Source organism: Vibrio ishigakensis (assembly GCF_024347675.1).
Classification (GTDB): domain Bacteria; phylum Pseudomonadota; class Gammaproteobacteria; order Enterobacterales; family Vibrionaceae; genus Vibrio; species Vibrio ishigakensis.
In genome coordinates this window covers 308,490-334,090 of record NZ_AP024882.1, presented here as the reverse complement: position 1 = coordinate 334,090, position 25,601 = coordinate 308,490, and the positions used below count along the sequence as shown (strand labels likewise).

Sequence of the window (25,601 nt, the reverse complement as noted above, 5' to 3'; positions counted from 1 at the left end):
CTTTAGAAGGCGTAGCTGATGCCAAAGGTGGTTGCCCACTGATTTTGACTGTCGACTAGAGGTGAGTCTGAGATATTGGAATCAAGATATGAGTAACCAGTGGATTGGGTAACGTCTAGGTTCTCAGTAACAGGAATTACCAGCATATAACCTACCTTATAGGCAAAGGCACCGTCGCTTTTGTAAGCGGGTCTACCAACTGTGGCATCCGATTGCGAAACACCTGTGTAGTAGTTCACGTAGTCTTTACTGAAGTAATGTACGCCAGCATAAGGCACTAGGTCGGCAACACCACCTAGGTTGACTGGGTGATAGTAAGTGATATCGGCTTGAAAGCTTTTATAGACACCAGTGACGTCGTGTTGGAACTTGGTTGCCAATGTGCCTTGTCCGAGATGGATATCGGCGTTTAAGCCTAGGTCTGCACTGAACTTTCTATCGCTCATCCCTGCGAGGATGTCAGCTTTATCTGAATCGAAGCCTGGGTTAGCTGCAATAAAAGCACTCATGTTAAAAACGTCTTCGTTACTGCCTAAGAAGCGGTAGTTGATACCGGCTAGGTCAGCGTTGAAGTCTTCGCCGTGGTAACCGCCATTCAGATAAGCCGCTGTTTGGTGGTCTTGTCCCTTATAGAATTTACTCCCAGTAATTACACCACCACCGATGAAGGCTTGGTTCTCGTGGGTATAGATATTACCGTTTCGCACATAAGCTGTATTGGTGTCGGCCATCGCATGGCTAGACAGAAGAATCGCTGAGATTGTAAGACAGATTTTTTTCATGATTGAGCCCTGTTGGTTTGTATGGGCTCATTATGTCGGGACTCAGAAACTGACTCTGTATCCTAATGTATCTTGGACGATTACTGTGGGTTACATTGGGATTGAACACGCTTTCTCACGTTCCAAATCTTACTAAAGCCTTGGAAATATCACCCGAAAGGGTGTGGAAAATTTATACTCTTGCCATCTAGTATTATTCATCGGCTTGAGAAACTGGCGCGGTATCCTGCTGGTTTATTCAGAACTCAGGGAGAAATAGGATGAGTAAGTTCTACGTAGATTTTTGGTCTCGAGAGTGGATTGATCAGAACCAGTTTCCCGAGGCAACACTTGAGAGCTTTCAACAAGCGTACGCGAACAGAGACCTAGGCGTGGCATTCTCTGGAGGTGGCACACGTTCAGCGGCCTGTACTCTAGGTCAACTCAAAGCGTTAGATGAACTAGGACTGCTGCCTAGGGTAAAGTACATCTCTGCGGTTTCGGGTGGCGGATGGGCGGCAACTCCATTTAGCTATACCCATGATTTAGACCAGTATTTTGGCAAGATCAGTGACCCAGAAAATATCACTCTATCCAACAGTAAATCTGTGCTTCCTAATTCTCTGCAAGAGGCAATAACACAGTCGAACTTGGTCAGTAACTTATTGGAGGGGGGACTCAAGCTAAGAGGTGATGAGAGCTTTGCTTATTCGCTTGGTAAGGTGTTTCTGAAGCCTTATGGGTTGGATAACCCCAATCACTACTTTACGTTTAACAACGAAACTAAAGCTTTGGCTAAGCAGGGCTTTCCACGTGGGATGAACCCTGATTTCCATCAAGTTCGAGAAGGTGCGCCTTATTTGATCCTTGGAGCGACCCTATTGAATGAAGACGGCCTGGCTTCCGACAAAAAATATCACGTTGAGTACACCCCTTATTATTCTGGCGTGCGCGTGGGGCATCTAGACGAAGATGTGTTCAGTAGTGATGACTATTTCGGTGGTGGCTATATCACCAGCGTGGGTTATGACTGTATGGGACCTTACCGAAAAAGAGAGTTTTCTGGTCGTGAGCAATTACTTGTTAAACAGGCGCCGGTTCTTAGCCTAGACATTACCAATGAGAAGGCCTTCTCTCTGTGTGACATCATTGCCAGTACAGGTGCAGCCCCACAAGAAATCACCTCTAATATTGGCCTTGGAGCACTCGGCTTTCCGGAATTTAATCATCTGCCACTGAATGTAAAAGAGGGTGATAACTATGTATCAGAAGAGTATCCCCATTCTGATGGTGGTCATCTAGAAAATCTGGGCATCATGCCTTTGCTTGCACGCAAAGTGAGTAAGATCGTGGTGTTTATCAACACTAAGAAGCCGTTCTCGCCTAATAAGAAAAAGCCTTTAGATAGTGGGGTGAACAAGTCGTTAAAGGCACTGTTTATACCTATTGATAATTTCTGGAAGAAAGAGGATTTTTCAACAAACGTAGTGTTTGAAAACGGTAGAGAGGAATTGATTAAGCTTATTGAGCATTTCCGAACGCTAGTAAAAGAGGAGGCTAGCAGCGAAGAGTACATAGCAAAAACGGCTCTGTTCGCTAAAACCAATCTAGTCACAATAGAAAATAAGCACTATGGCATAGAGGCAGGACATGAGGTCGAAATTACTTGGGTATACAACTGCCGAAGTTCAGCTTGGGAGCGCAAGTTGAAAGATAAAGAGTTAGCCAAACTTATAGCCAAGAAGAAGCGCTTAATAGGCAATCAAAAAGGACTAGAAGATTTTCCTCACTACGGCACCTTCTTTGAAAACATTCGAGGGGTTGTTGAGCTAAGTAAGTTGCAAACCAACCTCCTGACTAACCTTTCCTACTGGGTGGCGAAGAAGGCTTTGAAGGATATCTAAAATTGAAAAAGGAGACCTCTGGTCTCCTTTGTTTTATTTCTCTTCCACTGGAATTGGCACCACTAGAATATCGGTAGGGGAGTGATCGATAAGGTGCTTAGAGTAAGAAATAATGCGGCTCCAGAAGTCATGGTGGTGACCACAGACAACAAGGTCTATTTTGTTGTCTTTCACCATAGCTTCAATCTTCTCACTAAGGTCACCTGTACCCACCCAGATATGCTCAATAGGGTGGTTGGTGTACTCGACTATCTTGTTGAGTTGCTCCACGGAGCGTTTCTTGAGTGGTGCTTCGTGATAGCTAGCTTGCAAGTCGACCAGTTCCGGATAAATCTCGCCATGGGAGCCATCGATATGGACAAAAGACAACTGAGCATCGACAAGCTTCGCCATGGAAACCGCTCTGTCTATCAAAACGTTGCATTCACCCTCAAGCTCTAGTGCGACTAAGATATGTTGGTATTTCATAACGTCACCTCATGCTATTTAACTACTACTTATAGGATAGTTGTTCATCGCCTAAAAAAGTGTCGAATTGGTCGCACAACGTTCTGAAATCAATCTGTTTTATAGTGAAACTATGCACTGGTTGGCATTTAAGGAGAGCAACTGGGCTCGTTTGGATTCTCTAAATAAACAGCTCATGTAACTGACACAGAAATAGGTTAATCTCAGCAACAAAATTGTTCTAAGGACACTATTTCATGCTATCTGTTTCTCCTGCCATCACTTTGTCTCTGGCCATTGTTTTAGAGGTGTTTGCTACTACGCTACTTCCCAAGACTAAGCACTTTACTGAGCTTACACCTACGCTTGCGGTCCTTATTGGCTATGGTCTGGCTTTTTATCTGTTGTCGGTAACGGTACAAAGCATCTCGTTGGGAGTGGCTTACGCTATCTGGTGTGGAGCAGGCATCGTGCTGGTAGCTGGGCTGTCGTGGTTGGTTTACGGGCAGAAACTGGATATCTACGCCATTGTGGGTATCGCGTTTATTTTGCTGGGTACTCTGATCATCAACCTTTTATCTAGCTCTGTTAGTCATTGATTCGCTGTTGAATCAAGAAAGCTAGCTATAGTGGATACAGGTTCTTTTGGGTTGCTCCAAACATAGAAAAGGTGGCTTAATCGCCACCTTTTCTGCTTCTGTTAGCTTGTTAATATTCCCATTACTTATCTTGTGGGTGGATACCAAGAGTTGTGGACTCCGCTTTGGTAACATCGAACATAGTGAAGTTGTAGGTTTCTGCTGACCAGGTATCGTAGCGGTCTAGCACCCACTCACCTTGGTTACGGTCAGTGTGAACTGTCCATAGCGTTGGGAATACGTTCGGCGTTTCTAGTGAGTGGTCCAACTGTTCGTAACCTGCGAATGTGCTGTTAGCTACTGCTTTCATTGCGTTTTTAGCCGCTGCGTTGTCTTTTACATCACGAGCGTACATGTCAGCTATGATTTCTTTACCACGTAGACGACGGTCGATTGGGTGAATTGAGCCATCAGATTTCTTGCCATTTGCTGAGAACTCAAGGTGCACAGCCAGCTCAGGGTCGTTAGACATCACGTTTGCCGTTTCACCACGATAAACTTTCAGTTCACCTTGCACAAATTCTACGATAGCCGTGTCACCTGATTTGTCAGCAAATTGGTAGTGGACTGGAGCTTGGGTGCAGTGACCGTGACCAGAGCTTGTTGGTAGATTACAGATTTCAGCTTCGATGATGTCTACTTTGCCGTTCTCGATAGCATCCAGCACTTCAGCTACGGTGGCGAAGTTATCTGTCGCCCAGTTTGGTACCTCTAGAGCAGAGACGTCCGGAGTTTTCGCACTACCTTCTGGGAAAGCAGAGTATGTGCGGCTCAAGTAAAGGATACGTGCTTCTAGACCCGCTTCGTTCATCGCTTCGGCAACCACCCCTCCTTTGCTTGTGTCTGTGTTGGCGCCATGGAAAGAGTTAATTTTCAGAGTGGCGTATTTTGACTTCGCCTTTACTGCGTTGTCAGTCGCTGCGTATACAGCTTCAACGCCTTTACCTGTACCTACTACAGATGCTTCGTCATGGCCGAACCAGTCCATAGAGCGAGAAGAGATAGAAGCCTCGCCATTGTGGTAAACCGCAGTTGTACATGCTTGTGCGGTACCTACGATAGCTGTGGTTGCTGTTGCCGCTAGTACTAGTGCTAAAATTGATTTTTTCATGTTGGTTACTCTCGTTTGTTCTTAAGTTGGGTGTAGATTAATCCACCGATGAAAAAAGAAACAATGAACAGCTTTAAGCTGAGGTTGTAGGTTGGATCAGGACTAGGTAATTAGCAGAGACTAGGGCTGACTGATTTGATGCGAGGCTATTTTCACTGTAGTCTCCGCGGAAACTTCCATGAACTTACCGAACGAAAGTCCCTTATCGGATTCAGACAATTCATGGAATTGAGTATTGATGTCAACTGAGTCGAAACAGAATAGAAACTATGTCCACACGAGCAACTGTAATTCTTGGCCTTTACAACCCTAAAAATCCGACCAATGTCGGCGGTGTTATGCGCGCTGCGGGTTGTTATGGCGTTACCCAAGTTCGCTATAACGGTGATCGCTACAATCGAGCGACCACATTGCACGCCGATACCAAGAAAGCCCATCAGCGAATTGGTTTGGTTGAAAAGGACGATCTGTTCGCGGAATTGGACAGCGATGTGAAGGTAGTTTGTGTTGAGTTGGCGGTGGGCGCGACATCATTGCCACAATTTACGCACCCAGAGAAGGCTATCTATGTGCTTGGCCCTGAAGACAACTCTTTGCCTCAAGAAATCATTGATAGAGCGGATCATGTTGTGTACGTGCCAACCACAGGCTGCATGAACCTTGCGGCAACTGCCAATGTTGTGCTGTATGACCGTTTAGCTAAAACGTTAGGGCCTATCGATGACCATCAGCAGGTGATTGAAAATAGAGACAATAGAAACAGGCTTAAGGTGAAGGCAACGTCTGGTGAATCTGTATTGGCAGAGTAATCGGCCACGGTTTTCTTTCTGTTGTTTGTAAAAATTAACATCAGTACGAGAGTATGTTGGAGTAAGTCGACTTTTAGCGAACCTAACAAATAAAAAAGCCTCCAACTCGGAGGCTTAATTTTATAGCACGACTACAAGCTAAATTAGCAATAGACACATATTCATAAATGAAGGTGGGATAGATTTTTCCTACCTTGGGGATTATCGAAAGTTGATTGAGGAAGTTTCGAGTGTGCTATTTGTGCGATTTATATTAGCTAGAGTGCGATGTTTGGTGTGTAGATATTGACTTGGATTGCGATGTCTTACTAATTCGAGCGTCGCTCTGCTTATTTAGATTGAAATTAGCGTGTGCAATAGCACGTGCTTCGTCAGTAGTTGTAATTTGATCATAGTCTACTGACTCGGCCAGCAATGTTTTACTAGTTGAAGCTTCGCTGCGCTTATTTAAGCTGAATTTAGCGTGTGCGATAGCACGTGCTTCATCAGAGGTCGTAACTTGTTCATTTGCGTTTGCACTGAATGCGGTCTCTGAATATGACTTTGCGGAAATATTCTGACTTGCTTGTGAACGAATTTGATCCGTAGACATTGCAAAAACAGAAGAAGATGTTGCAAGTGCAGCAAGAGCGAAAATAATTTTGTTCATTTTGGAAGTAACCTATAAATGTTTTTGGATAGATAACGTCCTGTGACTAACCCACTCTTCCTTAGAGTTTCGATACTTGATGCAAGAATAATATATTGAAAATGTGAACTCTGATGCCCATTTTGCGCCATGGATTTATTATTTAAGAGCGAAGCTTTATCTCGAAAGAGATAACGAGTGCATGCGAATTGCCGGAGCAAGCCTAATTAACTCGCTCCTAGGGTACTCCTCTTTCGCTTCGAAAATTTGAGCTTATGTGAGTACCGCTAAAGGGGGAACTGAGCATCGGCTCCCCCTGAAGTCATATTAATTCGCTATTGGTTTTATGTTCATGGCAACCTAATCTAGTTTCAAAAACTGCCTAACCCTTGGCGAATCAGGGTTGGTAAAGAACTTCTCCGGTGGATTCTTTTCAATCAAGATGCCTTTCTCCAAAAATACCACTTGGTTAGAGACGTTCCTTGCAAACTCCATTTCGTGGGTGACTACCACCATGGTGTAACCCTCTTTGGATAGTGCCTGCATTACCGCTAGCACCTCATCAACCAGCTCTGGATCTAGGGCGGAGGTAGGCTCATCGAACAGCAGTACTTCTGGCTCCATAGCAAGGGCTCTTGCGATAGCCACACGCTGCTTTTGGCCGCCGGATAGCATGCTTGGGTAACTGTCTAGCTTGTGGGACATGCCGACCTTTTCTAGCTGCGCTTTAGCTATCTTTTCTGCCTCAGCTTTTGGCATTTTCTTAACGTGTAGTAGCGCTTCCATTACGTTTTTCAGAACGGTGAGGTGAGGCCATAGGTTGAAGCTTTGAAAGACCATACCGATGCGCTCACGCATTTTGGCTAGCTCTTTGTATTTAAGAGGTTTCTTAGTGATTGGGTTGATACCAATGCGCTCATCACCTAAATGTATGGTGCCTCGCTCTGGCTGTTCTAGCCAGTTCATACAACGAAGTAGGGTAGATTTACCTGAGCCAGATGAGCCTAGAATACTGACCACATCCCCTTTGTTGATGGTGAGGTTGATGTCTCTTAGTACCTCAATTCCGTCGAACTGTTTAGACAGGTTAACCACCTTTACGATCTCTTCGGCTTCAGATTGGGTCTGTGCGTTTTGAATAGGCAACTCGACGACAGGCGCCGTTTCTTTACTGATAGGGGTTTCAACTGGCTCGGTGTGAATCTTTTCATTAAGCATGGCTTAGCCCTCTTTCCTGAACTTTGTTAAGTGTGATTTTGCTGACCTGTTCAATGGCGATACTGATAACCCAGTACAGGGCGATGGCGACAATGAAGGCATTGAGCGGAATGAAATAGGTCGATTGAATGCTGTTGGCTGCTGCGGTGATCTCCCCAACGGTGATGATGCACAGAAAGGCGGTGTCTTTTAGGCAGATGATGAGCTGGTTGGCAATCAAGGGTACCGACTTAAACAGTACGTTGGGCATCACTATGCGGCTGAAGGTCTTGAACTTGGAGAAGCCGCAGGCTTGCGCTGCCTCTGTCAGACCTGAATCTAAACCTTTGCGGATGCCTCGGAAGATTTCACAAAAGTAGGTGCCGTGATAAAGACTCAGAGAGATCAAGCCTGCGGTGAAGGCATCCATACGGATTCCCACCTGTGGCAGTCCGTAGTAAAGCAAATAAGCCAGTATCAAGAACGGCAATGTGCGCATCATGTTAATGCTTAATACCACGCCCCCTTTGAGTCCTTTTGCTCCATTTTCTAGAACGTAGAGCAGGGTAATGCCTAAGGCTAGACTTGCGATTGAAGCGGCAAAGAACAGCACGAAGGTATTGCCAAAGCCTGAGATGAAGATGTCTCGTTGCTGCCAGATAATTTCCCATTCAGCCATAATTACTCCTTGTTATTAGCCTGCTAGATAGTCGGCTTTTTTCTCGGCCATTTGTTGCAACTTGATCAGCACACCAATGATGCACATGTAAAGAACGCCAGCACACAAGATAGGCATCAGAGGTTCATAGGTAACGGCTGAAATGCGGTTGGTGACGCGGGTTAGGTCGACAACCCCAATCACAGCTATGGCTGGGCTGCCCTTGATCAAGAAGGACATTTCGTTCACCAGTGCCGGCAGGCTCATTACCACCATTTGCGGAAACATGATGCGTCTGAAGTAGGTTAGGCGCTGCATGCCTAGGGCTTCTGCCGCCTCTTTTTGACCGTGGGAGAAGTTGATGAAGGCATTTCTCCAAATCTCAGCGTTGAATGCTGAGGTGTTTAGGGTCAGGCACAAGATGGCAGAGAAGTGTTTGTCGAGATTGATGCCAAAGGATGGAAAAGAGAGAAAGATAAAAAGAGCCAAGGTAACCAACGGTGTCGCTCTGGCCCAACTGACGTAGATCCCGAGTGCTTGGTCGATGATCGGCAGTTTTGCCATTCTAATCAGGGCTATTACTAATCCAATGACCACCCCTAAAGCGATGGAAACCGCGGATATCCAAGCTGTGGTCCATGCTCCATGAAGCAACTGCATCCATGCGTAGTAATCCATATATACCTACCTGTCTGCTAATAAATTGAGAATGAATTTGGTGGGTAGGACCAAGACCTAGAGTTATTGCTGTGGGCCTTGGTCACTACGAAATTGGGATTATTGCACTGCGGTTAGCTCATGGTATTGGTCTACAGAAACGATGGCTTTGGTTGGCAGTTCATCGAACGACTCTCCGAACCATTTCTCTTGCAGCTCAGCCATGCGACCTGTCTCTTTAAGGTGTGCGAAGAAGTCGGTTAGATAGGCAAGAAGCTCTGGGTTGTCTTTCGGTACAGGCCAGCTTACAAAACCTGGGCCTGATACAGCTTCACCTTTCTTAAACACTTTAGGCTTAGCTTTTACTAGCTCGTTAACCGATACCACGCTGTTGATGACGTAATCGATACGGCCGTTGGCAAGGTCAGCATAGGCTTCAGGATAGGATTGATACTCCACTACCTTACCAAGCTTCTTACCTTGTGCTTCTAGCATGCTTGCTAGCTCTGGCAGTCTTTCTAGAAGGGCGCTACCTGCTTGTAGGCCAACGGTTTTACCGTCTAGGTCGCCAATGGTATTGATGCTGTCATCCTTTGCTCGAGCCACAAAATAGTGCTGGGCTGAGGCGATAGGTGGGGTGAAATCGAATACCTTAAGGCGGGCATCGGTGATGATGGCACCGGTAAGGGCAAGGTCGTATTGACCAGCAGAAACCGATGCTAGAAGACCAGTCCAAGGCAGGATCTCTTGTTTGACCTCGAATTTAGAGTAGGAGCGAAGCTCGTCCAAAAGGTCTTTGTTGATGCCCGTCGGTTTGCCTCTTTCGATAAAGTTAAACGGAGAATAGTTGTCCTCGGTAGCCACCTTAATGCCCTTGCTGGCAAAGGATGGCATCTCATCGGCAAGCGCCATGCTAGACATACCCAATGTCATCGACGCGACTGCAATGGCTAACCAGTTTTTCAGTTTCGTTCCCTTTCTCATAATTCGTTCCTTGCTGTGTTTTGTGAACACCTTCACTTTAGATTTGAGACAGATACATGGGTTAGAGCCAATTTTCTGAGTCGAATGGGACAGGCACAGGAACTGAGTTGGATACTACTAATTGGGTAGTTTGGCTTGCTTCTTGCACAACTTAATGAAATGCAATGAATAATAGATTTCGGAAAGGTTGGCTCTATGGCGATAAATTACAGCTGTTTTATCGAGTTTGATTCGAAGCGAAGCTTGCAAGAGCAGGTTCGAGAGTATCTGGTGAAGGCGATACTCGAGGGCGTGTTTTCTGCCGATGAAGCCCTGCCATCCTGCCGTAAGCTCTCTAGCCAGTTGAAGGTATCGCGCAATACGGTATCACTGGTTTATGAGGGGCTCGCAGACGATGGTTACCTCATCAGCAAGCCAAGAAGCGGTTACTATTTGTCTGAAAAATACAGCCTTAGGCTGGAGGAAGTTGAACAAGAATTGGACCATTTTGAGGCAGATAACCCCTCAAATGCACCAAACTGGAGCCACAGGCTTAAGGTTTCTACCGACCAGTTTCCTCGTATCGTCAAACCCTCTCACTGGAGCTGCTATCAATACCCTTTTATCTATGGACAGCCGAGTATCAATGATTTCCCGTTAGCTCAGTGGCGAGAATCAACCCGTAAGGTAATTGCTGATCCAAACGATCATGGCTGGCTATGTGACAAGGTGGATAAAGACGTTGAGTTACTGGTGGAGCAGATCCGAACTCGAGTTTTGCCACAACGAGGCATTCACGCCAAGAGTGATGAAATCTTGATAACGGTTGGCTCTCAGAATGCCTTGTATCTAGTTTCACAACTGCTGATGGATAAACACACTCGGGTGGGCGTTGAGAATCCGGGATATAAAGAAGCGAACAATATTTTCAGCCTAGCGCAGGCGCAATTGCATCCTCATACCGTTGATGAAGACGGCCTGATGCTGAATGAGCTCTCACCCATGTGTGACTACTTCTATGTAACCCCAAGCCATCAAGCGCCAACGGGGGTGACCATGAGTAAACAGCGCCGACAAGACCTCCTGCAAATGGCGCAAAAGAATGACGCCATCATTATCGAAGATGATTATGACTCGGACAGCAACTCAGAGTGGGCACCACTGCCAGCGCTGAAGGCGTTGGATAAAGACAATCGTGTTATCTATGTCAGTAGCTTTTCTAAAATATTGGCCCCAGGTTTGCGTTTGGGGTATATCGTTGCGCCAGAAGAGTTAATCTACGAACTGCGGACTCTGCGTCGTCTTATGTATCGTCATCCACCGAGTCGTGTGCAGATGGAGATGGCGCATTTTATCTCTCAGGGATATTACGACAGTTTCTTAAGGCGTTTTAAGGACAATACCCGTCAGCGCTGGCATGAGATAAACCAAGCGGTGGAAAACTACCTTCCAGACTGTACCCGACTCGCCAAAGGCAACTATTGCAATGCTCTCTGGTTAGAAACGCCTGACCAGATTAGCAGCCAGCGCTTGGCATCGAGAGCCGCTCAACGCGGGGTACTCATCGAGACCGGATACTCACACTTTATGGGGCAGCAACAAGCTAACCCAGAGACCAATACCTATTTCAGGCTTGGCTTCCATGCCATTGATAAGGCGCTCATTACCCCAGGGGTCGAACAACTGGCAAGAGCTTTAGGGGGCTAGGCTCTTCGCAAATTTGCTCCTTTTGGATGCGCCAACGCCAAGACAATTGCCTTGGCGTTTTTTTTATCTTTTGTTTGGAGAATCAGTGATCAAATTCCGATAACACTTGGCTAATGATGGCAACTCCTTGCTCTATCTCATTAGGTTTGATGATAAGCGGTGGAGCCACATGGATACGGTTGTTGACGATAAATGAAAGCAGTCCCTTGTCGGTCAGTTTGGCCTTCAAAGCCCCCATCTTTTGAGCGCTTAATGGTTCTCGTGTAGCTCTATCTTCAACCAACTCCAACGCCCAGAACATGCCCTTACCACGAATGTCGCCTATGCTGGTGTGCTTTTCCATAAGCTCGATCAGTGCTGGCCCAAGTACTGTGTTGCCCACCTCATCGGCATAGCGAACAATGCCTTCTTCTTCCATGGCATCCAGTGTTGCCACAATCGATGACATCGCCAGTGGATGACCAGAGTAGGTGAGACCGCCCATAAAGAAGTTACTCTTGAAGTATTCTGAGATGTGCTCGCTTACGACCACGCCTCCAGCTGGTACGTAGCCAGAGTTCACTCCTTTAGCAAAGGTGATAAGGTCAGGGACCACGTTAAAGTGTTCGAAGGCAAACCAACGTCCTGTGCGCCCAAAGCCAACCATTACCTCATCGAAGATCAGTTGAATTCCGTATTCGGTAGCAAGGTCTCTTACCCCTTGTAGATAGCCCTCTGGTGGTAGAAGAAAGCCTGCAGTACCGGGAATTGTTTCTAGAATAATCGCAGCAATCGCCTCTGGACCTTCGCATTCAATCACGCGTTTAAGGTGTGCGAGTGCTCGTTCGCATTCTTGCTCTTCTGTCTTGGCATTGAATTCAGTGCGGTACAGATATGGATTAAAGAAATGTACATGGCCACGGCTATATTCATTTGGTACACGGCGGAAATCGCCAGTAGCGGCAATGGCTGAGCCTGTGTTGCCATGGTACGAACGATAGGCAGACAGCACCTTATCGCGACCGGTGAATTGTCTTGCCATGCGAATCGCATTTTCATTGGCATCTGCGCCCGCATTGGTAAAAAACACCTTTTTGAAGTTTGCTGGCGCTCTATCCAAGATACGCTTGGCGGCTTCGCCTCGAGCTAGGTTGGCGGTAGCAGGTGCTATGGTCACCAGAGATTCAGCTTGAGCCTTGATTGCATCGATTACCTTAGGGTGCTGATGACCAATGTTGGTGTTGACCAGCTGACTACTAAAATCCAGATATTGCTTGCCCTCGAAGTCCCACAGATTACATCCCTGCGCACCAGCAATAGCGATGGGTGCAGCGGATTCTTGCACTGACCAAGAGTGGAATACGTGTTTGTCTAAGTCTATAACCTGCTGACTTGATACATCTGATCTGAATACATCCATTTTCATTCTCCTGTGGGTATTGAGTCTTTGCGTTGTGCTTTGCAGGTATCTTGGCGACAAATGGAATTAAGGGCGTAGGGACAGATTAAAAAAAGCCTTGTGTCAGCCAGGTGGAGGTGTGACTGCCTCACACAAAACCGAAAACTGGCTCTATAGGGCAGAGACTAGGCTTGATTACATTGATGACATCAAGGGGCAAACGACAACGGGCTAGAGAATGTACTTAGCGGCAGTATTCATTTTGTTTGCGGGTGTGATCAGAGCCTACAGTGGCTTTGGTTTTGCCGTTATCGCAGCCTTATGCCTGAGCTTTATTTATTCGCCGTTTGATGCCGTTGCGATTGCATTGGCTTTGGATCTGCTGAGTAGCTTGTGCTTGGTTTGTGGGATAAAGACTCAAGTGAATTGGCGTCTGCTAGGCATGTTGTCGCTGGGAATGTTAGGGGCAATACCCGTGTCGCTGTTTTTCGTTTCGGTGATCTCGGCTCATGAGCTAAAGATGATCATCGCCGGCTTTTCCTTTGTCGCAGGGGCTCTGATCATGCTTAATCTGCGGCTTCTTTGGCTTAACCAACGCTATGCCTTTTTAGCTGGCGCTGTGTCTGGCTTTAGCATGACCACGGCCTCTGCTGGTGGCCCACCATTGGTTCTGTATCTGCTGAACCTGTCGCTAAAAGGAAGTGAGTTAAGGGCTACTGCAATAGTGTTTTTTATCTTGAGCTCAGCCGCTTCCTTACTCGGATTGCTCTACGTTGACGCCGTATCTGTGCAGTCTATTCAAATCAGTTTGATGCTTTTTCCAGTTGCCGTGATTGGTAATTTGATAGGGAAAAAGCTCTTTAATCGATACCCGGATTCATCACCTAAAAAAACGGTGGCACCCATTTTGATGGGGTTGGCACTGCTAATCATCATTTAACAAGGAACGCATTATGAAGAAAATCGCATTTATTACTGGCGCAACCTCTGGATTTGGTAAAGCCGCTGCACAAAGGTTTGCAGCAGACGGCTGGTCGTTAGTGCTATCAGGTCGTCGTATCGAAAGACTGCTGGATCTAAAAGAGACTTTAGATGTACCTGTGCATGTAATGCAGTTGGACGTTCGTGATGCCAAAGCGGTTAAAGAAGCCGTAGCGTCACTGCCACAAGACTTCGCTGAGATAACGGCACTGGTCAACAACGCAGGTCTTGCGTTGGCTCCTCAAGGCGCTTCTGAGGTGGATCTTAATGATTGGCATACCATGATAGATACTAATGTCACCGGCTTGGTGAATGTTACTCATGCTCTACTTCCAACCCTTATCAAAACCGGAGCAGGGGCAACCATCATCAATGTAGGTTCGATAGCAGGCCAATGGCCTTACCCAGGTAGCCATGTCTATGGTGCAAGTAAGGCGTTTGTTAAGCAGTTTAGCTACAACCTAAGATGTGACCTTCAAGGTACAGGGGTTCGTGTTACTGATCTTTCGCCGGGTATTGCAGAGACAGAATTTACCTTGGTTCGCACTAAGGGTAACCAAGAGGCGTCTGATAACCTATATAAAGGCACTACGCCACTCAGCGCAGAGGATATTGCGGAGCAGATGTTCTATATCGCGACACTGCCAGAGCACATTAATATCAACCGTGTTGAGGTGATGCCTACACGTCAGGCTTGGTCGCCATTTGCTATCGACCGTGACTAACCAATAGGTATGAAAAAGCCCCCAAGTTTGGGGGCTGATTTGTTTAAAGCTTTATTAGAAAAGCATGTGACCACATAGCGCGATGATTGGCAGGGTGATCAGGGTTCTTAGAACAAAGATAGCCATCAGCTCAAAGATGTTAACTGGGATCTTGCTCGAAAGGATTACCGAACCTGTTTCAGACATAAAGATAAGTTGAGTGATAGATAGAGCCGCAATCACAAACTTGGTTAGGTCGCTATCGATAGTTGATGCCGCGATGATTGATGGCACATACATATCAGTAAAACCAACCAGAACCGTTTCTGCAGCTGCCGTCGCTTCTGGCAGGTTCAGCATCTCAAGTACAGGTACGAAAGGCGCACCAAGCCAAGTAAAGATAGGTGTAGCTTCAGCAATCACTAGGCCCACAGTACCCACAGCCATAACCACAGGCAGAACACCAAACATCATATCTAGAGCACTGTGCAGGCCTTCTTTTGCTACTGCAGATAAGCTCTTAACCTTGCTCGCTCTTTCAAGCGCTAGTTGATAACCGTATTTCACTGCAGACTGACCTTCAGGGATCAGCTCGTCGTTTTTGTCCGGAGCCGTGCCATCAATATAGGTGTCTTTCTTGTAGCTCAGTGGTGGCAGGAACTGAATAATCATTGCTGCTACAACACCAGACAAACAGATGGTTGCGTAGAAAGGTACGAAGTAGTTTTCTAGGCCAACCTGAGCCAGAACCACTAGTGAGAAAGAGATACCAACAGGTGAGAACATGGTCGCTACAACCGCCGCTTCACGCATGGTGTATTTCTTTTGCTCGTACTGCTTGCTCGTTAGAAGTACACCTACAGTGCCGTCACCAAGCCAAGAAGAGATACAGTCGATAGCCGCTCTGCCCGGTAGACGGAAAAGAGGACGCATCACCTTACTTAGAAGGGTACCCAGAAGCTCTAGTAGACCAAAGTTTAGTAGTAGAGGAAGTAGTAGGCCTGCAAAGAAAAAGGTAACAAACAGAGAAGGAAGCAGGTCATTCAGTACTAGGCCGCCAGTGTTGCCGTTCCAGATGATCTCAGGGCCCATCTGATGTAGCGCCATTAGGGTAAATACTGCACCTAGAACTCTCACCACTACCCAAGCTGGAGAAAGAATAAATAAGCGATTCAGTAGAGAAGACTCTGTCACGAAACTTGGCTTGAAAACGTTAGCCAACAGTGTTGCACCTGCTGAGAAACAGATAATGCCGGTTACGGTTGGCAGAACAGCATCACCTAGTAGGGCTTTAACGCCTTTAGCCATAAGTGCCAATGGAAACGTGAAGCTATCAGCTACGTTCAGTGGTGCTAAAAAGAAAAACAGACCCAATAGGGATGGGATAGCAAACATCAATACATTTCTCTTCGTATTGACTGGGCTTTCCGCTACAAGTACATCGCTCATCTACAACCTCATGATGATTTTCTATTCACTTTTTGTGAATCTTAAAACAATGATTGCGATTTTACATAGCAAAGGGCTGAGTGCAACAAATAAACCCAATACAAATGCAAAAATAATGAATTGAAAGTCAATTTGTTGATTTTGTATAAAGCGGTGAAAATGGCGTGTTACAGAGAATGTCGCCACATGTAAAATCTTTGCGATCCATGTGTAACTGTAAGCTTGTGTTAACTGAAGGGGCTTCCATTGGTTGCATATATCAATAATTTCCAGCATCCCTACAAAACATGTCATACCGCACATTGTTGAGTATCAGACCACCCAATTATTGCGAAGTATTACCTATGTCACATCTGGTCATACAATACTTTTATATGCTTTTATGGCTTTAACAAGGAAATACACAACAATATTTTGTTAGGAAGATGAACATGAAAAAAGTTTACCTAGGTCTGGCTATTGCAGGTTTGCTAGCAGGCTGTGCCTCTACTTCTGATACCGCTTCTGCTAAGAAAGAAACTAACGCTGCTACAGCTGCAACATCGTCAGTTGTGATCAAATCTAGCGCAAGCTCACTGATTAATGACCCTCAGCTAACGGCGTTCCGTAGCAACAGCGGTAAGAGTGACTTCTGGCGTAAAGAAGCAGATAAAAACAATGGTAAGGGCGATGTAGGTAGTTCTAAAGACTCAGCATTTGATGATGAAGGCTCGGCTCGTATTCGTTTTATCAGTTCATCCGATGACTTCTCATCCGTTCCTGGCTTGAGCCAGACAGTTGAAGGCTTGAAGCCAAACACTGACTATGTACTGTCGTTCTACTTGAGCGATAAGAAAGGCGCTAACTCTGTAAGTGAAGTACTTGCAGGCGCAACGGGTGCAGACGGTAAAGAGCTAGGTGAGAGCGTTATCCACGTTAGCCAATTGAGCAACAGCCCTGTTGGTGAAGTGAAAAAGTCATTCCGTCAGGCACAAGTAGAGTTTAACAGTGGCGACAATACGTCAGCGACCATCTACACAAGAATGCGTATTACCGATGCATCAGCTATCAACATGGATGGTGACATTGGTAAACAGACCGAAGTTCGTGTTGATGAATTTGCGTTGACCAAGAAGTAATAATTCTTAATAGTTTTGCTTTGAGAACGGCAACCTTTGGGTTGCCGTTTTTGATAGGAACAATAACTTCGTTTTATTGATTGTTCGATCGACCGAAAAAGGAGGAATTAAAGGTTGTAGCCGATTGATTAGATTCTGAAAGCCAGAATGACTCTACTTTGTCCCACTCTGCGTCGAGTTCATAGGTTTTTAGAAGCTTAGACTGATCGATGCCAGCAAATTCGATTGCTTCAAGTTGGGTTGCGTATCCTGGGTAATCAATTGCATCACCCTCACCATCATCTATCCAAACTATCCACTCTCCAATGGAGTTTGTATCTGGTTCAACAGATTTACCTGAGATTGGCGTTGGATTCCAAGAAGATCCTCGTTGTTCATGGATATCTTCTTCTACTTTGGTACCAAAATCATCCGGCTGCGAAGCATGGGTTGCAGCCTGCCCTGACCAAATAGCAATATCACCACTAACTTCGAAAACAACGCGTTCTATATCTTGGTTCTCTTTTGTAACAAACAGCGCCATATTGCTCGATAATCGCAACTCGTTGCAGAGCTGACCTGCGTTAGTAGCATTGTCGGGTAGCCATAACCCTGTAGCTGGTAAAGAGTCGATAACATCTGGGTTACCTACTAGAAATGCATTTATGTCCTCACTTTCTTCGAAGCTACCACCGTAAATAGTACACGCTGAAGTCGGTGCATCAGGGCTTTCACTACTGGAGTTTGAGCCGCCACAACCGGCCAGTAATCCAAGTGCCGAAAGAGCAAGTATCTTGTTTTTCATTTTGTCTCCTTGTTTTTATTTTGATGTAAAAAGGAGGGCGAATGTTAATCGTTTTTGTTATTCGTATTGGAATGTTCGATATTCTTAGGGTTTTTGTAACAAGCTGTATCTGGATGACTCATCAATTGCATAGACATTCATTACTGTTTCCAGCACATCTTAGAGAAACACTAGGCTCTTTATCGTAATCATGCGGATTGATATGTATGTAACACTGGTTTTGAGACAGCGCGTTATCTGCAATAAAAGCCTTGGTGGTGTTCTCGTATTTGCAGCGATATTTCTTGTCCTTGGTGTGAGCGTCATTGTTTTTACTAAGCGTCACATCGAGTAGACCGATGGCACGGCAGTACTCTCCAGCATCTAACTGGCCTTCGTTCAGAACAAGATCCACACCAGGGCTGTATTTAAGATATTGTTTATTATCTTTTATATATACCCGTCCCTCGACATTCTTTATAGCTTGAACATTATTAAACACTTCACGAGTTTTACCGGCTAGGTGTTCAAGTACAGAAACTCTAGTTTCCGCGCTGTAATTTAAAAAGCGCGGCAGTGCGGTTACAGCAAGTATGCTAATTATGACAATAATAGAAATTAGCTCTATTAGAGTAAAACCCAAATGCTTTTTGATGTTCATAATAACTATGTCTATATAAATCAGAGAGTAATAAGTCCTGCTTGTATTTATACAAGCAGGACTTAGGGTTTAGTTATCCCAAGTAACTAGGTATTTACCACCGACACCATTGCCAGAGATCTTGATATAACCATTGCGGCCTGAAATACGAGCATCATCGTTTTGGAATTTTCCTTTCGCCTTAAAGGTGCCGTCCTTGGCGAATTCTAGGTAAGAAAATGCATCACTGACTTGCTCAAAGCAAAGACCGCCACTGATGCCTTCTCCAGATAGGCGAATACCATAGTTGTCGACCGCTTCTTCTAGAGGGATCTTGGCTAGGGTGACTTTAGGGTATGTGCCAACTGAGTTCACTTGCTGTCCCAATGGATTGATGTTGTTACAGCTAAAACCCCACTCAGAGCGAGTAGCAAAGGCATTGTTACCTGCATCAACACTGTCATAGCAAAGACCGCCGTTGATACCTTCACCAGTTAGTCGTACGCCCTTAGTACCGAAATCGTCTTCATATTGTCTGTAAGAGACTCCCTCTTTGAAGCCTTTTTTCACAACAACCGCAGAACTTCCATCTAGGTTATTTTGAAACCCTGCAACGTTATTACAGGAATAGCCATTGTCCGCATAAGCGTGTGCTGATAGTGAAGCTAAACAAGCCAAAACCAGACATTTCATTTTCATAATTTTATCCAAATAAAGTTACGCAACCCGGCTATCTTTTATTTGATAAAGACCCGTGGCTTTCCGTCCTCACTTCGCAGCGAGTTTGGCAAATAAAAATTGATTCAAATTGAGAACCGGGAAGATATTAAATCGGTTGTTGACTGATTTTTGTGCTTTATATCACGTTAAGTTGAGGGTAACGATCAAACATATTTATTATCACGACTGTTTGTATTTATCAAAGTTAATAAATAAATTTTGTTGAACTAATAAATATATTTAAATTTAGATTAAGTGATTGGTATATAAGTAATTAATAAATTAGATAAGAGAAAAGAAGCAGGCGTCCTTGCCAGCTTATTGTGTACAACTATCAGCGAGCGAGATCCTTCACCAGTTCTTCTTTAGATTGATAACCGTAGTACTCCCAAACATCTGTACCCGAGATACGATACCCATACACCAATTCTTTAATCCATTGTTTACGGGTTTCGGCGATTAGCGTGATGATTTTTCGTGTGAATTTAGTCATGAGTTGCTCCTTAGTGGCATAACTAAAGTGTACGCATCACCTTTCTTTTTCTATGAATCCTTAGTGCTTAACTAGTAGTACTTTTCGTTCAAATTTAAGTAATCTGCATTAGTATTGAAGTAATCTACAGCTTTGATTTAAACGGAGCATTGAATGCAGGGTGTGCTTGAAAGGGTACCACAGCGACTGGGTATGTCGTGGCGTTATCGAAAGATAGTGGAAGAGAAAAAGAGCTATGGTTGGCACCGTCACAATGAGTATGAGATAGCTATACACCGTCACTTTAAGGGCTTTTGCTTTGTTGGGCATAATCAAAGTGAAATTGGGCATAACCATATGGTTATGGTAGGTCCAGACCTCCCGCATGCTATTTACTCCGCACTCGAGCATGATTCGCCACAGTGTGAGACTCATGTGATCTGGTTTCGCAAGGAGTGGATCGAATCCTTGATCGAGATCTGTCATGAGTTAGCCCCATTAAAGACTCTGCTATTTGATGCGAGCAGAGGTTTACAGTTCTCCCCTGATACTGCGGAGAAAGTAGTAGCAATGCTTGATGAAGTGATGCAGGTATCGCAACCAAAGCAGCTCAGTATTTTGATCACAATACTTTCTGTTCTTATTGAAGATAAAGAGACAATAAAGCTCGCCAATCCGGTCGCAGTGAAAGACGACGAATCTCGTTCTATTAATGACAAGCTTGAGAGGGTTGAGGGCTATCTTCTCAAAAACTTTGCCAATGACATCAGTTTGAAAGATCTTGCTGACCATTTATATGTGAGCGAGAGCAGTGTGCGCAGGCTGTTCGCCAAACATTTCACCGAGAGCTTTAGCCAACATCTCAAGAAACTGCGTCTTAATATGGCTTGTGATCTCTTGATGAACACAGACCTTCCTATAAGTCAAATCATCGAGCGAGTTGGCTATGACAACCAAGCCAACTTTAATCGACAGTTCAAGGCATACAGAGAGCTAACCCCAACGGCCTACCGTGAGGCAATGCAACGGGGATAAAGTGCAACCAATTGATATAAATAATGATTTACTCCCAGCAAGCGTCTGATAATCTGGAGAAAGGTAGTAAATAAAATCATCAATGGATTGATGCACTCAAAGCGCACTCACAAGGTACTGCCACTGTTTAGAGTAAGCGCATTTTTAGTCTTATAAGAGTGCCATTGAAATGAATAATGTGAAGCTAGGGAGATGATGTAAGCGCTATGGAGTTTGACAATAACGTTCTTTACCTGAGTTCTTTTTTTGCGGTGACTATGGGCATAGTAGTGCTCTTTATCGGCCGAAGACTCAATCAGTCGATAGGGTTTCTTAAAGAGTTCAGTATCCCTGAGCCAGTTTCTGGCGGTATCTTGGTATCAACACTGCTTGCCCTCGTCTACGCTGTTACCTCGGTTGAGGTGACCTTTGATCTAATGGCGCGCGATGTGCTCCTGGTCTATTTCTTTACCACTATCGGTATCAACGCCAGCCTGAAAGACCTATTAAAAGGCGGCAAGCCCTTAATTATTCTTTTGGTGGTAACCATTGCCTTTATGGTAATGCAGAACATCGTAGGTATTTCAGTCGCCTCAGCGTTTGGCCTTGAGCCTGTCTTCGGTATGCTCAGTGGCAGTATTTCGCTAATTGGTGGTCACGGCACGGCTATCGCTTGGGCACCTAAGGTCGCTGATGAGTTTGGCTTAGAAAGTGCAATGGAGATAGGTATCGCCAGTGCGACCTTTGGGTTGATTCTAGCGAGCTTGATGGGCGGTCCTATTGCTAAGTTCCTTATCAAGAAACACAGCCTAGTTGCTTCCGTTGAAGAAAATCCGGAGAAGGAAAAAGCAGAGCAACCGGTTGAGAAATTGACCTCGTTCGATTTCCTAGATGCAGTGCTGGCTATCCATGTGTGTATCGTATTTGGCGTACTGCTGAACGAGGCTATCAGCCAGACAGGTCTGCAATTACCACTGTTCGTTTCTTGTCTGTTTGCCGGTATCGTGATTACCAATCTTATCCCAGATTCCTACCCGCGTATCACTGGCACTAAGTGGCCAACGCGCACCGCAGCAGTTGATTTGATTGCCGATATTGCCTTGGGCACCTTCCTAGCTATGTCTTTGATGAGCATGCAGCTTTGGACTTTGATTGACCTTGCAGGTCCTATCTTCGCTATCTTGGCGATGCAGTTACTACTGGCTGTGGTCATAAATATCTTTGTGGTATTCCCTGCAATGGGTAAGACCTATGATGCAGCTGTAGTGTGTGCCGGTTTCGGTGGGATATCCCTAGGTTCGACACCAACCGCTATGGCAAACATGTCGGCGGTGAGCCATAAGTATGGCTACTCGGCGCAGGCATTTATCGTGGTGCCACTGGTATGTGCGTTCTTTATTGATTTGGCGAACGCGCTGATCATTCCTTACTTCTTGAGGATGATGTAGGGGGCTTTGCTGGCTCTATTGCATTCAGTACATCTAGCCGGTGTTATCTCCGGCTTTTTTGTGCGTCATAGTTGAGTCAGTGCATTTGAAGATCCCGGATATTTGCTTTTTGCAAATTCCGGGGTGACGCAAGTGTGCGGAACTCTTAACGCTAACCAACCACCGTCATACCGGAAAGTCTGAAAGACTTATCCGGTATCTGCCATCAACCACGCCTTACTTTAATAAATTTAAATTATCAAAAATATAAGAATCAATAATTTCATGTAATTTCAATTCCTCCATATACTCCCCCCATCAAAACAAAACACCAAACAAACATAAGGGGCTGTGAGTCGCAAAGCGTCGGCAGACCTGGCTAAGAGGAAACGAATTATGAAAATGAATCACGTAGGTATCATGGTTGGCGACATGGACAAAGCGGTTGAGTTCTACACTCAAGCACTAGGTCTACGCGTTGTAATGAACAACACTAAAGTTGTTGAAGAGCGCGAATCTGCTATCGGTCGTATGTGTATCGCAGTATTCGGCGAAGGCTTCAAAGGTTTCAACATCGCTCACCTAGTAACCTCTGATGGTATCGGTGTTGAACTATTTGAAATGGTTGACCGTGAAGAACGCCACAAGGTTGATTTCTCTCGCCTAGGCATCTTCCATTTCTGTGTGCAGCTACCAAAAGAGCAGTTTGCATCAGCAATCAAACGTGTAGAAGAGTTTGGCGGTAAAGTACGTATGGATATCCATCGTTACCACCCAGAAGACGATTCTAAGCAAGCGCAGATGGTTTACCTAGAAGACCCGTTTGGTAACCTATTCGAGTTCTACTCGCACTCTTACGAAGACACTTACGCTTCAGACTACGAGTAATAGTCAGTTAAATATGAAAAGGGATTGGCCTCGGCCAATCCCTTTTTTGTGTTTGGAAATAAATTTGTTTTTATTCTTAAGCAGGCATAGCTTCAAGGAATTCATTCACTTCTTGGCGTACAGATGCCACATGGCTACCAAAGATTATCTGAATGTTCTGCCCCTTATTTACGATCCCCATAGGATTCGCTTCTTGTATTTTTGCTTCGTCCACTAAAGATGAATCTTTTACCTCAACACGCAAGCGAGTGTAGCAGTTCTGCACATCTAAGATGTTTGCTTTACCACCCAGACCAGCAATGATAGCGGTAGAGTTAAACTCGCCTACAGTGCTGTCGATAACGCCAACTGCATTGCGTTCTTTGTAATCCTTTTTAGTGTGCAGCTTCATCTCTGCATTACCACGGCCTAGGGTCTTAAGGTTTAGCTTGGTGATAAGAACTCTAAATACCACGTAGTAAGTCGCGCACTGAGCAAAACCAAGCAGTACATAGTAAGGCCAGCCAGTCTTGGTCACGCCAAGCGGGATGTTGTACATGATGAAGTCAATCAGACCGCCTTTACCGATTGCCAGAATGTCGAAGATAGACACTAGCATCATGAATAGACCAGTTAGGATGGCGTGAACCACAAATAGAATTGGTGCAACGAATAGGAAAGAGAACTCGATTGGTTCGGTCACACCCACAAGAATCGATGATACAACCGCTGGGACCAGAATCGCTTTTACATGAGATTTCTTGTCGTCGTCAGCGCAGTGGTACATAGCTAGAGCTGCACCAGTAAGACCAAAAATCTTAACCAGAGAGCGAGCGTCATAAACAACGCTGTGAGATAGACGTTCGATTGTTGGGTCAGTCATCTCTGCTAGGAAGATGTTTTCGATACCACAGTAGGTTTGACCTGAAACTACAGTACAGCCACCCACCTCAGTAAAGTGTAATGGGATCCACAACAGGTGATGCATACCCGTTGGGATCAAGATGCGCTCCATAAAGCCATACATGCCCACACCAATATGACCCGACTCAAGAATATGCGTACCGAAACCTTGGATAACGTGCTGCACAGGTGGCCAAACGTGAGTGAATACTACACCAAGGGTCATCACGATAGGTAGCATGATCAGTAGCACTAGACGAGATTCACCATACAGAGCGAATGCGCCTGTGATGACCTTCTGGCTGTATCGGTTATGAACAACAGCGTTCAGGATACCGATCAACATACCAACGAAGATACCAGTGTCGACAACTTGCAGCCCCAGAATGGATCCCTGACCGGTACCACCGAGATCCCCTTCTATAAGAAGACCATTGATGTCCATATAGGTATGCATGGAGTAGAGATAAACAAAGTACAGGATCAGTGCGTTAAAACCTGCAAGGTGTTTATCTTTCTTCGCCATACCCATGGATATCCCGACGGCGAAGATAATGTGTAGGTTAATAAGGACGGACAGTGCACCCCATTTCAATACCTCACCAACGCCAGCGAAGAAGGCATTGTCTAAAAAGGGTAGGGCAGAGACGATAGAGGTATTGGTGACAGCCGCGCCGATGGCGATAGCCAAACCCACCATAGGTAGGACATAGATCGGAGCTAACATGGCTCGCGATAAATCACTCATATAAGTGGTTATTGCTTCTCTGTTCATTGGTCGATGTTCCTGAATTAGCTATTGATTTATTAATGTTGTTTGCGAATAGCTTTATTGATCGCAGAGATTATAACAACTTTCTGGTGGTTATAATGTGATGGATAACCTATTATAGTACCAATTAGTCATGTTATTATTTCGAATATATAACCAATAATTAAAAGGAATCGGCAGTGTTATATGTAAAAGTGTTGGAAAGTCTTAAAGACAAGATTAACGCCGACGTTTATCGAGTAGGAGAAGCGCTTCCTACAGAGAAGCAACTCATTGAAGAGTATCAAGTAAGTCGAATCACTATCCGCAAGGCGGTGGATGAATTGGTTAAATTAAAGCTGGTAGAAAAGCGCCGTGGTTCGGGCACTTATGTGCTGGAAAAGCAGCTCTCCCATCAGCTCACTACCTTAGCGGGAACCTCGGAAATACAGCAGAGCAACAACAAGTCTGTGAAGTACAAGGTGACCAAGTTTTTTATGGATACCGAAAACGTCTCAGTCCATAAGCTGCTTGGGCTAAGCGAGAGCGAGCCTCTGTATTATATCCGTAGGGTTAAGTATATAGATGACCAGCCTCGTATCGTTGAAGACAGCTATATGCCAGTCTCTTTATTCCCTGAGCTGAACATCTCTACCTTAGAAAAATCCAAGTTCGCTTATGTAGAGCAAGAGAAGCAGATGGTGATAGAAGGAAGTCGCCAAGAGTTCACAGCAGTGGAGTCGGATGAGGAGATAACCAAGCTATTAGGCATGGAAAAAAGTCACCCTATTATCAACCTACGTTCTATCTCCAATTTAGTAGATGGACGTAAATTTGATTATACCGAGGCCTGGTTCCATCCGGATGCGCATAAGCTAGCGATATACCTTCCTCGCCATAATTGATTATATATTTAATGTTTATTTATAACCTA

Annotated in this window: 26 protein-coding genes and 1 riboswitch; of the genes, 11 read left to right on the top strand and 15 right to left on the bottom strand. The window is 45.1% G+C overall.

The features are described 5' to 3' along the window. Positions 1-2: 2 nt before the first annotated feature. Positions 3-782, bottom strand: a complete 780-nt coding sequence (ompV, locus tag Pcarn_RS15365; protein ID WP_261836799.1) for an outer membrane protein OmpV — start codon at positions 780-782, stop codon at positions 3-5. Positions 783-1,042: 260 nt separating this feature from the next. Between ompV and Pcarn_RS15360 the strand changes: the two genes are divergently transcribed. Next, positions 1,043-2,665, top strand: a complete 1,623-nt coding sequence (locus Pcarn_RS15360; RefSeq protein ID WP_261836798.1) for a patatin-like phospholipase family protein — start codon at positions 1,043-1,045, stop codon at positions 2,663-2,665. Between the two features lie 33 nt (positions 2,666-2,698). On the opposite strand, the gene Pcarn_RS15355 is transcribed toward Pcarn_RS15360, so the two are convergent. Beyond that, a complete protein-coding gene (locus Pcarn_RS15355; protein ID WP_261836797.1) occupies positions 2,699-3,133 on the bottom strand; it encodes a universal stress protein in 435 nt (144 codons plus the stop codon). 236 nt (positions 3,134-3,369) lie between these two features. On the opposite strand from Pcarn_RS15355, the gene Pcarn_RS15350 reads away from it, so the two are divergent. After that, a complete protein-coding gene (locus tag Pcarn_RS15350) occupies positions 3,370-3,711 on the top strand; it encodes an SMR family transporter (RefSeq protein WP_261836796.1) in 342 nt (113 codons plus the stop codon). A gap of 121 nt (positions 3,712-3,832) precedes the next feature. Here the strand turns inward: Pcarn_RS15350 and Pcarn_RS15345 are convergent, their stop codons facing one another. Then, positions 3,833-4,861 carry a linear amide C-N hydrolase gene (locus Pcarn_RS15345; protein WP_261836795.1) on the bottom strand — a complete coding sequence of 343 codons (1,029 nt, stop codon included), beginning with the start codon at positions 4,859-4,861 and terminating at the stop codon, positions 3,833-3,835. 269 nt (positions 4,862-5,130) lie between these two features. Between Pcarn_RS15345 and Pcarn_RS15340 the strand changes: the two genes are divergently transcribed. Continuing rightward, complete coding sequence (locus tag Pcarn_RS15340; protein WP_261836794.1) at positions 5,131-5,670, top strand: RNA methyltransferase; 540 nt, start codon at positions 5,131-5,133, stop codon at positions 5,668-5,670. A gap of 253 nt (positions 5,671-5,923) precedes the next feature. On the opposite strand, the gene Pcarn_RS15335 is transcribed toward Pcarn_RS15340, so the two are convergent. From Pcarn_RS15335 to Pcarn_RS15315, 5 genes are all read right to left on the bottom strand, one after another. Next, entirely contained in the window at positions 5,924-6,319 is a 396-nt protein-coding gene (locus tag Pcarn_RS15335) for a hypothetical protein (protein ID WP_261836793.1), read from the bottom strand. A gap of 339 nt (positions 6,320-6,658) precedes the next feature. Continuing rightward, positions 6,659-7,516 carry an amino acid ABC transporter ATP-binding protein gene (locus tag Pcarn_RS15330; protein ID WP_315972693.1) on the bottom strand — a complete coding sequence of 286 codons (858 nt, stop codon included), beginning with the start codon at positions 7,514-7,516 and terminating at the stop codon, positions 6,659-6,661. Further along, positions 7,509-8,174, bottom strand: a complete 666-nt coding sequence (locus Pcarn_RS15325) for an amino acid ABC transporter permease (protein WP_261836792.1) — start codon at positions 8,172-8,174, stop codon at positions 7,509-7,511. Before Pcarn_RS15325 ends, Pcarn_RS15330 begins: the two co-directional genes overlap by 8 nt. A 15-nt stretch (positions 8,175-8,189) precedes the next feature. After that, complete coding sequence (locus Pcarn_RS15320) at positions 8,190-8,831, bottom strand: amino acid ABC transporter permease (RefSeq protein WP_261836791.1); 642 nt, start codon at positions 8,829-8,831, stop codon at positions 8,190-8,192. A 99-nt stretch (positions 8,832-8,930) separates the two neighbouring features. After that, positions 8,931-9,794 (bottom strand): transporter substrate-binding domain-containing protein, encoded by an 864-nt coding sequence (locus Pcarn_RS15315; protein WP_261836790.1) that lies wholly within the window; start codon positions 9,792-9,794, stop codon positions 8,931-8,933. A gap of 195 nt (positions 9,795-9,989) precedes the next feature. Here Pcarn_RS15315 and pdxR point away from each other — a divergent pair, with 195 nt between their 5' ends. After that, positions 9,990-11,480 (top strand): MocR-like pyridoxine biosynthesis transcription factor PdxR, encoded by a 1,491-nt coding sequence (pdxR, locus tag Pcarn_RS15310; protein WP_261836789.1) that lies wholly within the window; start codon positions 9,990-9,992, stop codon positions 11,478-11,480. An 82-nt stretch (positions 11,481-11,562) separates the two neighbouring features. Here the strand turns inward: pdxR and Pcarn_RS15305 are convergent, their stop codons facing one another. Next, entirely contained in the window at positions 11,563-12,879 is a 1,317-nt protein-coding gene (locus Pcarn_RS15305) for an aspartate aminotransferase family protein (protein ID WP_261836788.1), read from the bottom strand. 217 nt (positions 12,880-13,096) lie between these two features. Between Pcarn_RS15305 and Pcarn_RS15300 the strand changes: the two genes are divergently transcribed. Both Pcarn_RS15300 and Pcarn_RS15295 read left to right on the top strand, forming a co-directional pair. Further along, complete coding sequence (locus tag Pcarn_RS15300; RefSeq protein WP_261836787.1) at positions 13,097-13,798, top strand: sulfite exporter TauE/SafE family protein; 702 nt, start codon at positions 13,097-13,099, stop codon at positions 13,796-13,798. 13 nt (positions 13,799-13,811) lie between these two features. Beyond that, positions 13,812-14,564 (top strand): SDR family NAD(P)-dependent oxidoreductase, encoded by a 753-nt coding sequence (locus Pcarn_RS15295; RefSeq protein WP_261836786.1) that lies wholly within the window; start codon positions 13,812-13,814, stop codon positions 14,562-14,564. Positions 14,565-14,618: 54 nt separating this feature from the next. On the opposite strand, the gene Pcarn_RS15290 is transcribed toward Pcarn_RS15295, so the two are convergent. Next, a complete protein-coding gene (locus Pcarn_RS15290; protein ID WP_261836785.1) occupies positions 14,619-15,992 on the bottom strand; it encodes a YjiH family protein in 1,374 nt (457 codons plus the stop codon). Between the two features lie 431 nt (positions 15,993-16,423). On the opposite strand from Pcarn_RS15290, the gene Pcarn_RS15285 reads away from it, so the two are divergent. Continuing rightward, on the top strand, positions 16,424-17,110 hold the full coding sequence (locus Pcarn_RS15285) for a hypothetical protein (protein ID WP_261836784.1): 687 nt from the start codon (positions 16,424-16,426) through the stop codon (positions 17,108-17,110). 73 nt (positions 17,111-17,183) lie between these two features. Here the strand turns inward: Pcarn_RS15285 and Pcarn_RS15280 are convergent, their stop codons facing one another. From Pcarn_RS15280 to Pcarn_RS15265, 4 genes are all read right to left on the bottom strand, one after another. Beyond that, positions 17,184-17,894: a hypothetical protein gene (locus Pcarn_RS15280; RefSeq protein ID WP_261836783.1), complete on the bottom strand. Its 711-nt coding sequence runs from the start codon at positions 17,892-17,894 to the stop codon at positions 17,184-17,186. Between the two features lie 121 nt (positions 17,895-18,015). Continuing rightward, positions 18,016-18,534 carry a prepilin-type N-terminal cleavage/methylation domain-containing protein gene (locus Pcarn_RS22140; protein ID WP_315972692.1) on the bottom strand — a complete coding sequence of 173 codons (519 nt, stop codon included), beginning with the start codon at positions 18,532-18,534 and terminating at the stop codon, positions 18,016-18,018. Between the two features lie 69 nt (positions 18,535-18,603). Further along, positions 18,604-19,212 (bottom strand): hypothetical protein, encoded by a 609-nt coding sequence (locus tag Pcarn_RS15270; RefSeq protein ID WP_261836782.1) that lies wholly within the window; start codon positions 19,210-19,212, stop codon positions 18,604-18,606. A gap of 18 nt (positions 19,213-19,230) precedes the next feature. Then, positions 19,231-19,312, bottom strand: a riboswitch (cyclic di-GMP riboswitch). Between the two features lie 255 nt (positions 19,313-19,567). Then, entirely contained in the window at positions 19,568-19,726 is a 159-nt protein-coding gene (locus tag Pcarn_RS15265) for a hypothetical protein (RefSeq protein WP_261836781.1), read from the bottom strand. A gap of 153 nt (positions 19,727-19,879) precedes the next feature. Here Pcarn_RS15265 and Pcarn_RS15260 point away from each other — a divergent pair, with 153 nt between their 5' ends. From Pcarn_RS15260 to Pcarn_RS15250, 3 genes are all read left to right on the top strand, one after another. Next, positions 19,880-20,740 carry a helix-turn-helix transcriptional regulator gene (locus tag Pcarn_RS15260; RefSeq protein WP_261836780.1) on the top strand — a complete coding sequence of 287 codons (861 nt, stop codon included), beginning with the start codon at positions 19,880-19,882 and terminating at the stop codon, positions 20,738-20,740. Positions 20,741-20,946: 206 nt separating this feature from the next. Continuing rightward, on the top strand, positions 20,947-22,167 hold the full coding sequence (gltS, locus tag Pcarn_RS15255; RefSeq protein ID WP_261836779.1) for a sodium/glutamate symporter: 1,221 nt from the start codon (positions 20,947-20,949) through the stop codon (positions 22,165-22,167). 375 nt (positions 22,168-22,542) lie between these two features. Further along, positions 22,543-23,034, top strand: a complete 492-nt coding sequence (locus Pcarn_RS15250) for a VOC family protein (RefSeq protein WP_261836778.1) — start codon at positions 22,543-22,545, stop codon at positions 23,032-23,034. Between the two features lie 76 nt (positions 23,035-23,110). Here Pcarn_RS15250 and Pcarn_RS15245 read toward each other — a convergent pair whose 3' ends face one another. Further along, on the bottom strand, positions 23,111-24,691 hold the full coding sequence (locus Pcarn_RS15245) for a PTS transporter subunit EIIC (protein ID WP_261836777.1): 1,581 nt from the start codon (positions 24,689-24,691) through the stop codon (positions 23,111-23,113). Between the two features lie 176 nt (positions 24,692-24,867). Between Pcarn_RS15245 and Pcarn_RS15240 the strand changes: the two genes are divergently transcribed. Then, entirely contained in the window at positions 24,868-25,572 is a 705-nt protein-coding gene (locus Pcarn_RS15240) for a GntR family transcriptional regulator (protein ID WP_261836776.1), read from the top strand. Positions 25,573-25,601: the final 29 nt, after the last annotated feature.

Coding starts and splice junctions, on each gene's coding strand:
- ompV (WP_261836799.1), bottom strand. CDS start 782: ATGAAAAAAATCTGTCTTACAATCTCAGCGATTCTTCTGTCTAGCCAT.
- Pcarn_RS15360 (WP_261836798.1), top strand. CDS start 1,043: ATGAGTAAGTTCTACGTAGATTTTTGGTCTCGAGAGTGGATTGATCAG.
- Pcarn_RS15355 (WP_261836797.1), bottom strand. CDS start 3,133: ATGAAATACCAACATATCTTAGTCGCACTAGAGCTTGAGGGTGAATGC.
- Pcarn_RS15350 (WP_261836796.1), top strand. CDS start 3,370: ATGCTATCTGTTTCTCCTGCCATCACTTTGTCTCTGGCCATTGTTTTA.
- Pcarn_RS15345 (WP_261836795.1), bottom strand. CDS start 4,861: ATGAAAAAATCAATTTTAGCACTAGTACTAGCGGCAACAGCAACCACA.
- Pcarn_RS15340 (WP_261836794.1), top strand. CDS start 5,131: ATGTCCACACGAGCAACTGTAATTCTTGGCCTTTACAACCCTAAAAAT.
- Pcarn_RS15335 (WP_261836793.1), bottom strand. CDS start 6,319: ATGAACAAAATTATTTTCGCTCTTGCTGCACTTGCAACATCTTCTTCT.
- Pcarn_RS15330 (WP_315972693.1), bottom strand. CDS start 7,516: ATGCTTAATGAAAAGATTCACACCGAGCCAGTTGAAACCCCTATCAGT.
- Pcarn_RS15325 (WP_261836792.1), bottom strand. CDS start 8,174: ATGGCTGAATGGGAAATTATCTGGCAGCAACGAGACATCTTCATCTCA.
- Pcarn_RS15320 (WP_261836791.1), bottom strand. CDS start 8,831: ATGGATTACTACGCATGGATGCAGTTGCTTCATGGAGCATGGACCACA.
- Pcarn_RS15315 (WP_261836790.1), bottom strand. CDS start 9,794: ATGAGAAAGGGAACGAAACTGAAAAACTGGTTAGCCATTGCAGTCGCG.
- pdxR (WP_261836789.1), top strand. CDS start 9,990: ATGGCGATAAATTACAGCTGTTTTATCGAGTTTGATTCGAAGCGAAGC.
- Pcarn_RS15305 (WP_261836788.1), bottom strand. CDS start 12,879: ATGGATGTATTCAGATCAGATGTATCAAGTCAGCAGGTTATAGACTTA.
- Pcarn_RS15300 (WP_261836787.1), top strand. CDS start 13,097: ATGTACTTAGCGGCAGTATTCATTTTGTTTGCGGGTGTGATCAGAGCC.
- Pcarn_RS15295 (WP_261836786.1), top strand. CDS start 13,812: ATGAAGAAAATCGCATTTATTACTGGCGCAACCTCTGGATTTGGTAAA.
- Pcarn_RS15290 (WP_261836785.1), bottom strand. CDS start 15,992: ATGAGCGATGTACTTGTAGCGGAAAGCCCAGTCAATACGAAGAGAAAT.
- Pcarn_RS15285 (WP_261836784.1), top strand. CDS start 16,424: ATGAAAAAAGTTTACCTAGGTCTGGCTATTGCAGGTTTGCTAGCAGGC.
- Pcarn_RS15280 (WP_261836783.1), bottom strand. CDS start 17,894: ATGAAAAACAAGATACTTGCTCTTTCGGCACTTGGATTACTGGCCGGT.
- Pcarn_RS22140 (WP_315972692.1), bottom strand. CDS start 18,534: ATGAACATCAAAAAGCATTTGGGTTTTACTCTAATAGAGCTAATTTCT.
- Pcarn_RS15270 (WP_261836782.1), bottom strand. CDS start 19,212: ATGAAAATGAAATGTCTGGTTTTGGCTTGTTTAGCTTCACTATCAGCA.
- Pcarn_RS15265 (WP_261836781.1), bottom strand. CDS start 19,726: ATGACTAAATTCACACGAAAAATCATCACGCTAATCGCCGAAACCCGT.
- Pcarn_RS15260 (WP_261836780.1), top strand. CDS start 19,880: ATGCAGGGTGTGCTTGAAAGGGTACCACAGCGACTGGGTATGTCGTGG.
- gltS (WP_261836779.1), top strand. CDS start 20,947: ATGGAGTTTGACAATAACGTTCTTTACCTGAGTTCTTTTTTTGCGGTG.
- Pcarn_RS15250 (WP_261836778.1), top strand. CDS start 22,543: ATGAAAATGAATCACGTAGGTATCATGGTTGGCGACATGGACAAAGCG.
- Pcarn_RS15245 (WP_261836777.1), bottom strand. CDS start 24,691: ATGAACAGAGAAGCAATAACCACTTATATGAGTGATTTATCGCGAGCC.